This window comes from Enterovibrio norvegicus, assembly GCF_002876705.1.
In the GTDB taxonomy this organism is placed as follows: Bacteria; Pseudomonadota; Gammaproteobacteria; order Enterobacterales; family Vibrionaceae; genus Enterovibrio; species Enterovibrio norvegicus_B.
Window position 1 is genome coordinate 1 of sequence record NZ_MDAG01000024.1, and the last position, 13569, is coordinate 13569.

The 13569-nt window shown below is 48.9% G+C and carries 11 protein-coding genes; 5 read left to right on the forward strand and 6 right to left on the reverse strand.

Annotation, left to right across the window (positions count from 1 at the left end):
• Positions 1-399: 399 nt before the first annotated feature.
• Positions 400-1074, forward strand: a complete 675-nt coding sequence (locus BCT27_RS13860) for a hypothetical protein (RefSeq protein ID WP_102310492.1) — start codon at positions 400-402, stop codon at positions 1072-1074.
• A gap of 284 nt (positions 1075-1358) precedes the next feature.
• Here BCT27_RS13860 and BCT27_RS13865 read toward each other — a convergent pair whose 3' ends face one another.
• The 3 genes from BCT27_RS13865 to BCT27_RS13875 form a co-directional block, all read right to left on the reverse strand.
• A complete protein-coding gene (locus BCT27_RS13865) occupies positions 1359-2225 on the reverse strand; it encodes a TraB/GumN family protein (protein ID WP_102396042.1) in 867 nt (288 codons plus the stop codon).
• Positions 2226-2280: 55 nt separating this feature from the next.
• Positions 2281-2715 (reverse strand): DUF411 domain-containing protein, encoded by a 435-nt coding sequence (locus tag BCT27_RS13870; protein WP_102319140.1) that lies wholly within the window; start codon positions 2713-2715, stop codon positions 2281-2283.
• Between the two features lie 210 nt (positions 2716-2925).
• Positions 2926-5586, reverse strand: coding sequence for a cation transporter (locus tag BCT27_RS13875; protein ID WP_422386138.1), 2661 nt, complete (start codon positions 5584-5586; stop codon positions 2926-2928).
• Between the two features lie 221 nt (positions 5587-5807).
• On the opposite strand from BCT27_RS13875, the gene cueR reads away from it, so the two are divergent.
• Positions 5808-6218, forward strand: coding sequence for a Cu(I)-responsive transcriptional regulator (gene cueR, locus BCT27_RS13885; protein WP_102319142.1), 411 nt, complete (start codon positions 5808-5810; stop codon positions 6216-6218).
• A 132-nt stretch (positions 6219-6350) separates the two neighbouring features.
• Positions 6351-7538, forward strand: coding sequence for an alpha/beta hydrolase family protein (locus tag BCT27_RS13890; RefSeq protein WP_157939238.1), 1188 nt, complete (start codon positions 6351-6353; stop codon positions 7536-7538).
• An 88-nt stretch (positions 7539-7626) separates the two neighbouring features.
• On the opposite strand, the gene BCT27_RS13895 is transcribed toward BCT27_RS13890, so the two are convergent.
• From BCT27_RS13895 to BCT27_RS13905, 3 genes are all read right to left on the reverse strand, one after another.
• Positions 7627-8481 (reverse strand): thioredoxin family protein, encoded by an 855-nt coding sequence (locus tag BCT27_RS13895; protein WP_102389745.1) that lies wholly within the window; start codon positions 8479-8481, stop codon positions 7627-7629.
• 456 nt (positions 8482-8937) lie between these two features.
• Positions 8938-9765, reverse strand: coding sequence for an SDR family oxidoreductase (locus BCT27_RS13900; protein ID WP_102396045.1), 828 nt, complete (start codon positions 9763-9765; stop codon positions 8938-8940).
• Positions 9766-9785: 20 nt separating this feature from the next.
• Complete coding sequence (locus BCT27_RS13905; RefSeq protein ID WP_102389749.1) at positions 9786-10382, reverse strand: arylesterase; 597 nt, start codon at positions 10380-10382, stop codon at positions 9786-9788.
• On the opposite strand from BCT27_RS13905, the gene BCT27_RS13910 reads away from it, so the two are divergent.
• Both BCT27_RS13910 and BCT27_RS13915 read left to right on the forward strand, forming a co-directional pair.
• Complete coding sequence (locus tag BCT27_RS13910) at positions 10381-11058, forward strand: ABC transporter ATP-binding protein (protein WP_017008052.1); 678 nt, start codon at positions 10381-10383, stop codon at positions 11056-11058. The two genes, BCT27_RS13905 and BCT27_RS13910, sit on opposite strands and share 2 nt — an antisense overlap.
• Complete coding sequence (locus BCT27_RS13915; RefSeq protein WP_102396046.1) at positions 11055-13496, forward strand: ABC transporter permease; 2442 nt, start codon at positions 11055-11057, stop codon at positions 13494-13496. The genes BCT27_RS13910 and BCT27_RS13915 overlap by 4 nt, the downstream gene beginning before the upstream one ends.
• The last annotated feature ends 73 nt before the right edge of the window (positions 13497-13569 follow it).

Sequence of the window (13569 nt, forward strand, 5' to 3'; positions counted from 1 at the left end):
GAATCCCTCTTCACCGACCATATTTAAAAGGCCTCGCAGAAATGCGAGGCTTTTTTCGTTTAAATCTCAGAGATTTGGCAGGTCATGCGTACAGCATGTAGAAGCCAAAACTCACGTAACCCCCCCTCTACTTATCACTTTAGAAAGCCTTCGCAGACATGCTGGAGAATTTTACGTATCTAAAATGATGAAAAATCGCCTTATTTTTACTTTCAATGTATGTGCAGTATCCAATTACGTGACTGTAAGAGATACAAGGTGTTCCAAATTCTGTTTGAATTTGATTTGGCTCATTTCTCTATCTAATAGTCTGAAATTATTCGACTTTTCCCCATTGACTTTAAAGTCAGTTACTTACATATTTGCGCGAACTATTAATCATTAACTACGAATGTATAAATGAAACTGAAATTACTTCTAAGTGTGTTTTTTTCAATTTCCTTGGCCGGGTGCTCATCAAGTATCCCAATGAATGCAGTCCCTCATGTAGAGAGCTATCAAGTTCCTAAGCAAGGAACTCAGGTCCAGTCTTATGTCGGTGAGTACATGATTAACCAAGGAGTTAGGGCGACTTCTCCGTACTTAGTAGTTGAACATCTAATGGATGGTGTTAGTTACAACATTGGGGCTGGTGATTATCCACTACTGGGAACTGAGAAAAATGGTCGTCAATATTTTTCAATTTACTCTCAAAATGGAGGGTACGTCCAACCAGGCGTATTTGTAGATCCTCCTTTTGCGCTGTCGCCTGATGAGAAAAAAGGGTTGTGCGTTTCAACTGTTTTCGTAAAAAATGCGTCCTGTTATGAGCAAGGAATTTACGCAGTAAAAAATAAAACGGTGGAAAGCAACGGATCTTTCCAGCAGCGACTAATTTACAACGGTTCATTTGGAGACAAGATCAATATTTCTTATAGAGAGTTTTCAGACAGCCAAGCTCGTGATGCTTTCACTAACAATGTCGAATATGATATGAGCAAATCTCGTGTGATAAATTACAAAGGTGCCCAGATAGAAGTTATCGACTTTGATAACTCCTCTATTACTTACAAAGTCTTAAAGCATTTTCGCTGAGTGAGTAGGTATATTTACAAGTATTTGTAATCTAGCAACCGAGAGATAATTTTGGTTTGGATGTACTGTTCTAAATCTTTTTTGGGGGAGTAATCCTCTGAAAGAGATTTGTTCACTACCACAGCCGCTACTTTACGGTAAAATACCCATCATTAAAGAATCAGCCAGCATCAACAGGGCAGTACTATGCGCAAGTCATTCATTATTTGGTTTATTTTGCTTTTCTTCGTATCAATGATTGTGACCAAAGTGGTGGTCGGCAGCTAACGCCGACCTTTTTATCGCTAAGGTAATTCAGGCAGTACGCAGCCCGCTTTTTGGCCTTGATTCAATTGCGTGATAGTGAACCCTTTATTTTTCAATAAGGTTAGTAGCCCCTCTTCTCCCGGCAAATGTAACGCCCCCACAATCACCACATAATCTCCGTTCTGGATTTGCGTTGAATCGGTCAGCATTTCAATCCAGTTTAAGTTTCTATCGACAAGAATCTTACGTTCGAAATCGTTCGTATCACTCATATCATCGGCAATGGTAGCCATTTTCTCGCTGTCACCAAGGTGCCACGCCTCAATCATACAAGGCAGAAAACTCTTCGATAACTCCCAATGCAATAAGGTGTCGTCGAGCAGTTCAATACCATCATCGCGGGCGTTAGCGAGCAGATCTATTTGTTCTTGCACGGTTTCTAGGCTGATGACGGGAAGGTTAAGACTGTCGGTTCGAGACAGAAAATGTAAGTCGACGCCCAGCATTTGGTGAAATTGCAGCTTCTTAGTTTGCGCTATCTGCAAGACCATCGCTGTTTGCCAAGGCGGCATGTTGAGTAGTAAGGAATCTTGATAGCCGAGTTCTGTTGCTATCTCAGCAAGTTGAGCGCGCTGCTTTGACGTTATTACATCACCTGATGGCTTGCCTTTGGGTATGTTTAATTGGGTATCGTTGATGATATCAGCTTCAACAATCAGGGCGTCAGCTGCCACAAAGCGAGATTCAATAATGTCGGGAAGTGGGTAGAACTCTGGCTTACCGACATGGACTGAGCCCATGAGGGTATAAGTGAGGTCACCTTTTTGTGCTTGCCAGACCAAAGGTTCGGCTGTCACTGCTTGCGCGAAGAAAAGTGAAAATAATGCGGGGAAAAAACGTTTCATTAAGCCTCCATAACCGTGATTTTCAGTATGGAGGCTACGGGTGTAAAAGTCAGCTTTAGTTGTGCTTGTTATACACCATGGTCATGCCTGTATGAGAAAAGGCGACAACGTTATATGCATCTTTCTGGTTGCCGTATTCCATACCTGGAGAGCCCATCGGCATGCCAGGCACGGCAAGGCCCGCCAGTTTAGGTTTCTTCTCTAAGAAGCTTTTTACGTCGCTTGCAGGAATGTGGCCTTCGAAAACATACCCATCAATAACGGTTGTGTGGCAAGACGCCAATTGAGGCTTGATGCCGAATTTTTCTTTAATCGGATTCATGTTGACGTGATCTTCAGAAATCATGTCGAAGCCATTGTCTTCCATGTGTTTTACCCACTCTTTACAACAGCCGCAGTATGGGGATTTATAAGTTGTACCTGTTGCAGCCAGTGTGCTTGTTGAAAGCAGAACTAGGGATAATGCGGCGAACTTCGGCAGGTTTTTCATTGTTTTCTCCTCAATGCGTCGAGACCTTTATTGCAGCAGTGCAGCGAGTGTTGTGCGCCGTCTGCCACGTTTTTATCGCTGGGTGGCACAGCCGCATTTGAAGCGACTGCCACCACGAAAGCGTTATTTACTATTGGGTATCTTTTTTGTCTGCTAGCCAAAACCACCAGATGATCAGTCCAATCAGACCTATGCCCATAATGTTAATGATCATGCGTCACCTCGTTTGGGTGTAAACCAACGCAGTCTATTGGCGTTCATCACTACCGTGATGGAAGACAAGGCCATGGCTGCCCCCGCGACCACGGGACTCAGTAACGTGCCGGTGAGGGGATATAACACACCTGCTGCAATGGGAATACCCAGTGAATTGTAAACAAATGCACCAAACAGGTTTTCCTTCATGTTTCTTAGCGTCGCTTTGGAAAGTAAAAGACCATCCGTTGCAGCATCAATCGAGTGGCGCATTAGCGTCATTTGCGCGCTTTCTATGGCCACGTCGCTACCGCTACCAATCGCAATGCCTACTTCAGCCTTTGCTAACGCCGGTGCATCGTTAATGCCGTCACCAATCATGGCAACACGACGTCCTTGAGATTGAAGACGCGCAATTTCATCGGCTTTCCCGTCAGGAAGGACACCTGCTACCACGTCGTCAATTCCCGCTAATGCCGCAATAGCATTTGCGGTATCTGGGTGGTCACCCGTGAGCATTACGACGTTGTATCCGAGCGCATTTAAGCGAGTAACAGCGGCTTTGGAATCATGACGCAGTGGATCGCTAATGCCGATGATGCCAAGCAATTGAGCGTCGGTGGCGAGGTAGACCGCCGTTTCACCTTGCATGGCGACGCTTTTGGCGGCATTCGCATGTGCTGAGAGATCGATATGGTTCTCTTCTAGTAAGCGTGCATTGCCGAGCAAATATGTGTGACCGTCAATGATGGCTTTTAGCCCTTTCCCCGGAATGCCTTCAAATTGGCTAACGGCCTCAAGAGAGAGTGCGCGATCATTAGCAGCATCAATCACGGCCTTGGCAAGTGGATGCTCAGAGCCTTGTTCAAGACTGGCGGCAATGCGCAGCAAATCATCATCCGTTCCGTGCATGGCGAGGATAGACGTCACCTGCGGCTTGCCTTCGGTGAGCGTGCCTGTTTTGTCGAGCACAACGGTATCGATACGTGACGCATGTTGAAGGGCCTCTGCATCACGAATCAGTACGCCTAATTCTGCGGCTCGGCCAACGCCTGTGGTGACAGACATTGGCGTTGCTAATCCCAGTGCGCAAGGGCAGGCGATAATCAGCACCGTGGTGGCGGTAACAAGCATGAAGCTCAGTTTTGGGTTTGGGCCAAAGTTGTACCAGCCTAGCGCCGTTAAAATAGCGATGATCATGACGGTCGGGACGAAAATGGCGGAAACGGTATCTGCCATTCTCGCCAGGGCAGGTTTACTGCTTTGTGCCTGACGCACCAATTGGATGATGCGTGACAACATGGTATCGCTGCCGATGCCTGTTGCTTTAAACAACAAGCTGCCATTTTGGTTGATGGTGCCCGCATGCAAGGTGTCACCGCGTGTTTTACGCACCGCCAGCGGTTCGCCCGTCAGCATGGATTCATCAACAAAGGTTTCACCGTCTTCAACAATGCCATCAACGGCAATCTTGTTGCCCGGTTTAACACGCAACGTCATGCCAGCTTGAACATCGGCCAAGGCCACTTCGCGCTCTTGACCATTTTCTACAATGATGGCGGTGGCAGGTTGAAGGTCGAGTAAGCGATCCAATGCTTTGGACGTGGATGCGCGCGCTTTGGCTTCTAGCGCATGTCCTAGTGTTACGAGGCCGAGAATCATGGCTGTCGCTTCGTAGTACACGTGGCGGGCTTGCTCTGGGAAAAGCGCAGGCGCGAGGACAACCGCTGTGGAATAAAGCCATGCAGACCCTGTTCCCAAAGCGACAAGCGTGTCCATGCTGGCGCGATGATGGCGTGCTGCTTTGAACGCATTCACGAAGAAGTGTTTACCCGCAGTGCAAAGCAACAGCAAGGTGACGACGGCAATGAGGCCCCAGCCTATTTGGCTGGCGGTGCTTTCGACACTCATGGTGCCGCCGAGCATGCCCCACAGCATCAGCGGTGCACCTAAGCCTAGGGCAAGCCATGTATTGCGTTTATGTTCAGCAAATTGCGCGGTATGAAGCACAGCTTGACGTTCTCGACGTGTCGCTTCATCTTCGCTGAGTTCTGCGCCGTAACCTGCTTGTTCAATTGCGGTGATCAAGAGGCTCGGATCCACATCGCCTGAGACGAGTGCAGTGCGCTCCGCCAAATTTACGTTGACGGTGTTGACGCCCGCAACAGCACTGACTGCTTTTTCTATGGATGAAACGCAGCTCGCACAGCTCATGCCTGAAAGAATGAGTTGCTGAGTGTGAGCAGCGTTATTGGTCTTTTTCTCGGGATCAACCTTGGTTTCTACACGAGGTTCCCGTTCGGTTTCATCAGGTAACACGCATTCAGCTTCTAAAGGCGCTGGAACGTGATAACCCGTCGCTTCGACAATCTGAATCACAGCGTTTTTATCAAGCAATCCAGTAATGCTGGCTTCCGTTTTGCTGACGTCTTGAGAGAATACATGTGAGTTCGACTCAAACGCGCTCGTGAGCTTCGCGACACATTTTCCACAGCTCAGCCCAGCAAGCGGCACAGTCACGATGTTACCCGCCTGATAACCCAGTGCATTTACGGCGTCTACAATCGAGTTAAGTGGTGCGTCACCATTCACTGTCAGTGAGTGCGTGTCAGCATCAACATCAGTGACACCTTCAATGGCTTCTACTGCACTTTTTACTTTTCGTGCACACCCCATGCAGTTCAATCCAGAAAGGGGGAGCGTGATTACCGATGTGTCTGATGCCGCCGTCGATGTGACAACAGTGTCTAGATCAGCCATGAGAGGTACCTATGTTAAGCATGCCTTGCTTGCGATCAAGCAGGTCTTCTGTTCATAATGCAAAGCATAAACCTTCCAGTAGATGTAAGGTCAAGCGCGGTGTTAACGCTGTGATATTGAGTCAGCAGGAGTGAGCGATGAAGATTAATGAGGTGTCCCGCATTACGGGCTTAAACGCCAAAACCATTCGCTTTTATGAGCAAAAGGGTGTGATCAGCGAACCGTCACGCAGTGAAAATGGCTATCGTGATTACAATGAGCGTCAGGTGAATGAACTGCAAATGATTCGCCGTTCTCGATTGGTGGGATTTAGCCTCGATGAATGCCAAGCACTGCTCGATTTGTCGAGAAATCCAAATCGAAGAAGTGCTGACGTAAAGCAAAAGGCATTGGAAAAAATTGACGAAATTGATGAGAAAATCAAAGAGCTTCAAGCCATGAAAATGAGCTTGAAAACGTTGGCCAGTGCGTGCCCTGGCGATAATGGTGCTTGCTGTCCCATTATTGATGCGCTGTCTTCATCTGATGACGAGTCAAAACCGGAATAATAACCTTCGTTTGGCGATGTGATGTATTTGTTGGAATAACATGTTTGTATTTATTTTTAGGCATTTCTGGGGTTAACCATTCTACGTGTTGGTGAGAATATGAATGGAACGTCATATTCAAACAGGTACGTAATGAAATTCTTAAAATATATTGGCTACGCCTTTTTATCTCTTCTTGCTCTTCTCGTTACCGCACTTTTTTTAATTCCGCAGCCAGATAAACCTGCACCAACAGGCGTCCACACTGTTGGTGTCACTGAATTTGAGGTGACAGAAGGCAATAAATGGGTCGTCGTGACAGCGTGGTACCCAGCACAACCTTCCGTGAGTCGTCACTTCCTGCCATACATGGCCGCTTATATCGCCGAGGCAATCAGTGAAAAGCAAAAGATCCCTGCGTCATGGTTGAAAGACGAGCGTCCTTCCTTTGCAAGCATCGACGCCAAAGTCATTTCGGGTCGTCATCCGGTTTTATTGTTTAACCACGGATTCAGTTCACACGCCTATCAAAACCTCACTCAAATGGAAGAGTTGGCGAGTCATGGATACATTGTTCTTTCACTCAGTCATCCCGGTCATAGCGTGGTAACGAAGCGTCAAAATGGCGATCTGGTTTTCCAGTCAATACCTCTCGAACCTGAGTATGCCCCTCAGAGAATTGCTGCAATGGATCGCGCCGCTGTATCGATGCGATCGAGCTCGACAATCAATGACTGGATAGATGCAACGTCTCCTCTCGAAGAAGGGCTTTTTCGGAATATTCCTGCTTATGTTGATGAATGGTCTGAAAACAATCGGCGTGTCATCCGCGCGCTGACACGCGTTAACCTTGGTGCAATTTCAACGCCATTAAAAGGGCATTTGGATACTGAATCCGTGGGGGTATTCGGGCATTCTTTTGGTGGCAGTGTTGCCGCGGATCTCGCCTTTAGTGAACCCAACATAAAAGCGGCGATGAGCTTGGACAGCTACGTGTATACACACTCCTTGCAAGATACGATGAAGGTGCCACTTTGTGTGGCCTATGGTGATGTCGCAGAGCCACCCTCTGATGAAAGCATGGCGTGGATTAATCAGACGCTGTTTGAGACGAAGGCTGTGTCAGGAAGTTGTGAAGTGCTTTTTGTCGGTGCTGCCCACCTGAATTTTTCCGATCTTAACCATTTGCCTGTCGGCGAGTTCCTTGGGCTCACCGGTTCGATCGATGCAGATGTGATGCACCAATCATCGAATCAATTATTGCTGAGTTACTTTGGTCACCACCTGAAAGGCACACCACAGGTCAATGACATTGAGGGCGTGAAAATGGTGGTGTATTAAACCCGCTAAAGAAACAACCGAAGAACAACATTTGAAATAAAAAAGGCCGCAAAATCGCGGCCTTCGTTTTATCGATATTCTGTTTTGATCAGTACAGAAGAGAATAAAGCTGACGACGGTAACGCGCAGCCACTTCGTTTCCTTGACCGAGTGCCGCGAGAATATCCATCATGGTCTTCTTCGCTTCGCCGTCTTCGGTATTTAAATCTTTACGCAGTAGACCAATCAAAAGCTCTAGTGCTTCTTCTTGTTTGTTCACTTGGCTCAATTGAATCGCCAGCTCAAACGCTAACGATGTATTGGTTGGGTCTGCATCGTAGGCTTTCTGCAACTCACGGATCTCTGGGGTATCCGCGGCTTGTTTGTGCAGCTCTACTTTTGCAATCAGCGCTTTGTATTGCGCGTCTTGATCTTGCATGAGTACCGTTGCAAGCAAGGCTTCAGCAGCGTCATATTGCTGTGTTCCCACATAGCATTCCGCCATGGCTAGCTTAAACAAGCCAGCTTCACCGAGAACAGTCTCAAGTGGCTTTAGCACGGCCTGTGCTTCTGTGTATTGCTCGTTGGCAATCAAGGCTTGTGCTTGTTTGAAGGCCATTTCTTCTTGGCTAGGCAAGTGACGGGTTAGCATCTCGCGAACGCTTTGTTCTGTCTGAGGGCCACCCAGGCCATCAACCGGTTGCCCGTTGCTAAACAATGCGATGGTTGGCAATGCGCGCACGCCAAATTGAGACGCAAGCATTTGTTGCTGTTCACAATCAAGCAGGGCAAGGGTGAATGCGCCGCCGTATTCATGAGCCAGTTTTTCTAGAACAGGCGTTATTTCAGTGCTTTCTGGGCTCATCTGTGCCCAAAAGTGGATCAGTACAGGTGCGGAGGCTGAGGCTTCCAACACTTGCTGAAAGTTCTGCTCGGTAAGTTCAACAATGTAGTTCGGGTGCATGGATTGGCCTGATCATTTAAGTAATGCTGTAAAGGTGGGGCGGCAGCGTTGAAAATTCAAGGCATTAACCCGTGAATTTATGCCTAGATAACAAAGTTTGAGGGAATCACCTGAATTGATGACGCATCACGCAAGATCGAAAAAGGCCACCGTTATCACAGTGGCCTTCTCTTTGGCGCTTGTCGAATAGTTCGCTGACTTAGAAAACAAGCAAAACCGCCAGCGTCACACTCAAACAGAGCCAGTTCAATTGACTTAGGGACATAGCCCGGCTCCTTTGGGGGATTTATAATTTTTTGTGGTCCCCGTTCACGGCCTGATCCGACACTCATCACATTAATTTGGTTGTAGGGGGCAGGTGTTTCACGGTACAGGAGCTATGTTACCCAGCATTTATGACAAGAATGTGACGGTGAAGTCATGATCTTCCGATTTATTTTTGCGATCTAACTAGCATCAACCACCTTTCGCCAAGATCTTGTCGAGCATTCTCGATGGAAGTAGCCTTTTACAGAGCGCCATGTATTGCGTGGGTTTGGTGACGCGATAACGAATTTTAGGTGTTGCAGCCGTCAGTGCGTGAAGCAGTGGAGGCACGATCGCCTCAGCCGGTAAGGTGTACTTGTTGGTTGAATGTTCGCTTTCAAGGCGGTCTTTTTGCGATAGATAGGCGTTGGTGAAGCGACTTGTATCAATGTTTATCGCGCGATGAAATGCCGCGAGGGCATTTGCGCGAAAGCGACTTTCGATAGGGCCAGGCTCGATCAAACTGATTTGAATGGGCGTATCAGCAAGCTCAAGTCGGATGGTGTCTGTCCAGCCTTCAATCGCAAATTTGCTGGCGTTGTATGCGCCGCGAAATTTCAACGCGATGATGCCAAGCACAGAACTGTTTTGAATGATCCTTCCTTTGCCGTTAGCACGCATCATTGGGATCACTGCTTGTGTGAGTGTGTGCCAGCCGAAGAAGTTGGCTTCAAATTGCTCGCGCAGGGCATCCGTCGGAAGATCCTCCAATGCGCCGGGCTGTCCATACGCCCCGTTATTGAATAACCCATACAGTTTTCCGCCAGTGTGTGCCTTGACGGTTTCAACCGCCGCGAGAATGCTGCCGGTGTCAGCAAGATCGAGTTTTATGCAGTGCAAACCTTCTTGTTGAAGACGCGCAACGTCTTCGTCTTTTCGGCAAGACGCGATGACATCAAAGCCTTCCTTTACCAATGCATGGGCGCACACATAGCCAATACCCGTTGAACATCCTGTGATGAGAACCGTGTTATTCATTCTTATGTATTTCCTTGTTTTTACAGGTTTGGCGTAATGTGTTCTTGCATGAAATCAGCAATCCACGGTTGAGCAATGGCTTTAGGGTGAAGGCCGTCTTGCATCATCCAACCTTCCGTCATCACGACTTTCTCCATAAAGAAGGGAATAAGTGGGATTTGCATTTCTTTACTTAACTCTGGATAGATATCTGCAAAAGCATTGCTGTATCGTTGACCATAATTAGGTGGGATTTGAATTTGCATGAGCATGACTTTAGCGCCACTTTCTTGGCTCAAAGTGATCAATTCAGTCAGGTTCTCGCGTATTTGCTTTGGCGGAAACCCGCGTAATCCGTCATTCGCGCCAAGTTCAATCACCACCCACGCCGGATCATGCTGTTCGAGTAAGGCGGGAAGGCGGTCAAGGCTGTTGCCACTGGTGTCGCCTGAAATACTGGCATTGACCACTTTGGTTACCGTGCCTTGGCCGACCAATTGAGGCTCTAGAAGGCTAGGCCAACTTTTTTCAATCGCCATTTGATAGCCAGCACTCAAGCTATCTCCAAGTACAAGCAATGTCTGTCCGACGGCGCTTTGACTGATAATCAAAAGACAAAAAGAAAGGATGCGAATCATGACAACTCCAGTGATCAGGGCGAATAACGTCACGAAAACAGTGACAACGAATGCACAGACTCTGACCATTCTGCAGGATGTTTCCCTTCAGGTCGAGCAGGGTGAAAGTATTGCTTTGGTTGGGGTTTCTGGTGCAGGTAAATCTACCTTAATGACATTGTTGGCTGGATTAGATACTCCAAGCACCGGAGAAATCGAGCTTCTCGGTAAGCCGCTTAGTCAACTGGATGATGATGGACGCGCCGCACTTCGCGCCGAATCCATTGGGTTTGTTTTCCAAAGCTTCCTGCTTGTTCCTTCATTGAATGCGCTCGAAAACGTCATGCTCCCTTGCACCATTCGCGGCGATGACGAAGACGAAGACCGTGCACTCGAATTGCTTGCCTCTGTGGGCTTAAAAGGGCGTGAAACACACCTCCCTTCTCAACTTTCAGGCGGTGAGCAACAACGCGTTGCCATTGCGCGTGCGTTCATGACGCGCCCTCGCGTGCTGTTTGCTGATGAACCGACTGGCAACCTTGACCAACATACCGCGGCGACGGTGATCGATTTACTTTTCTCGCTTAACCGCGATCACGGGACGACGCTGATTCTTGTTACGCATGATCCTGCATTGGCGGATCGCTGCACGCGCACTTTACACATCAACGCGGGTGAGCTGGCGGGGGTTGCATGAGCGAATCTCGGAATAAAAAGAAAGGCACCTTAGTGTGGCGCTGGGCGTGGCGTGAATTATTTCATGGCCAGCTCTGGCCCGTTGTTGCTGCGTTAGCGCTGATCATCGCGTGTGTGTTTGCCTTATCAGCATTGGCAGGGCGCATTGAATCTGTGTTAACTCAGCAAGGCCGATCGATGTTGGCTGCCGATTTGGTGCTGAGAAGTAATCAGCCTCTCACTGATCAAACCCTCGCAAACTTCGAAACCTTAGATGTCGAAGTGTCAGATCAAACCCGATTTGGCACCATGGCGTTTAGCCAAGACAACATGCAGCTCATCAGCGTGAAGGCGGTTGAAAGTAACTATCCGCTGCGTGGAAACCTTGAGTTGCAAGCCGATTCTGCCATGCACGACAGCGTGAAACCTGGCGAACTTTGGCTAGAAGAGCGTTTGTTTACCTTACTGGATGTCCAAGTGGGTGACAGCGTGGACGTGGGGGATGTCAGCCTGCAAGTGTCAGGCTTGATCGTCTCTGAGCCAGAACTCTCGTTTAACCCATTTAGCCAAATGCCTGCTGCCATGATGCACCAAAGCGATGTTGCTGCGGCAGGGGTAGTACGCCCGGGAAGCCGTGTTAACTACCGTTATTTCTTCAGTGGCGACAACAGCGAACTTGATGCGGTAAAAGCGGTGTATTCGGTGGCTGAGGGGCAACGTTGGATTGATGAAAATACCGGGGATCGCACCGGTGACATGCTGGATCGCAGTCGCGGGTATTTGTCGCTCACGGTTGTTCTTGTGATCATTATGGCAGCCGCGACCTTGCTGCTCACCTGTCAGCATTATGTGGATAGCCGCACCCAAACCCTTGCTATGGTGAAAAGCCTTGGGGCGCAACGAAGCTGGGTAAGACGTTGGCTTGGCCGACAACTCGTCATGTTAATGCTGATGGCAACCGTATTGGGGCTGTCGTTTGGTGCTGCGTTGGAATACCTGCTTCGCTTACCGTTGGCCGATGTGTTGCCATCGCCGCTACCAAGTTATGGTTTGTTGCCTTGGTTCTTAGGGCCATTGGTCGCCTTGCTGGTGGCCTTGCCTGCACTGGGCATTCCGCTCATTCGCTTGATCGACGCACCCGCATTGAGTGTGTTGCAATCGCAAGGGGCAGTGAAAGCAAGAAAGAGCCCTTGGAGTTGGTTGCTCGCTTCCGTGCCTATTTTTGCGTTGGTGGCTTGGTCTTATGACAACCGCTTGCTGTGGCTAGTGTTGGCAGCGCTGGTGGTGATGTTGAGCTTACTTGCTGCCATTGGCGTGATGGTGCTGCGTTTTGCACAAAAGCGTGTCACCCAACCTGCGTTCAAATTGGCCTTGAGCCGCATTACCCGTAACCCCGCGTCGAGTGGTGCGCAGCTTGGTGCGCTGGCCACTTCGTTCATGTTGCTGTCGATCATCTGGTTGCTGCGTACCGATTTGCTGGAAGATTGGCAGCAAACGTTGCCGCCGGATGCACCCAATGTGTTTGCGTTGAACATCGCGAAATCTGAACTAGACGATTACGTTGGGCGTTTGGATGCCAACAACCTTGAACGCTCTGAAGCGTATCCGATCATTCGAGGGCGCTTGGTGGCAAACAATGGCAATCGTTATGCGGATATGGAACCGAATCGCGAGGAGCGTGATGAAGCCCTTCGCCGCGAGTTGAATTTCACATGGCGTGATGAACTGCCTACACATAACGCATTGCTTGAAGGCACATGGCCAACGAAAGGCGGCGTGTCGGTGGAAAGTGGCATTGCGGAGCGACTCGGGTTGCGGATGGGCGATGAACTGACGTTCAGTGTGAACAGCCAAGAATTCATTGCCACTATTAACTCAGTGCGCGATGTGGAATGGCGCAACATGAAGCCAAATTTCTACTTCATTTTCGACCCCAAACTGGTCGAGAGTTTACCTGCAAACTGGCTGGTGAGCTTCCGCCTTGAAAGCGAGCAGAGCGACATCGTTAACCAGCTTGGACGTGATTACCCAACCATTACCTTGTTGGATTTGCGTACCATGAGTGGGCGCATTCAAGTGATGTTGCGCCAAGTGAGCTTATCGCTGTCGGTGCTAGCCGGTCTTGCTGTCGTCAGCGGGCTGTTGCTGCTGCTCACGCTCCTGCGGATCACGCTCTCGGAAAGGCAGCGAGAAATCATGCTCTATCGCACCTTGGGCGCGAGCAAAAAACGCATCAACACCACGCTTTGGGCGGAATACGGCATCATGGCCTTGGTGTCAGGTTGCATGGCTGTGGGCGGGGCAGAACTTGCGATGGCTGCATTGCTTAAGTGGGGCGTTGAGCTGCCTGTTCGTTTGCACCCTGAGGTGTGGTTGAGTCTGCCTATGATTGCGGTTGGCTTGGTGTTTATGACGGTCGCGTGGATGCTGCGTGGCTTGCTTGAGCCATTGAAACGTTAAACTCTCACTAGCATTGAAACGACAAAGGCACGCATTAGCGTGCCTTTTTGTTTTTATTGGCCGATCTAACACC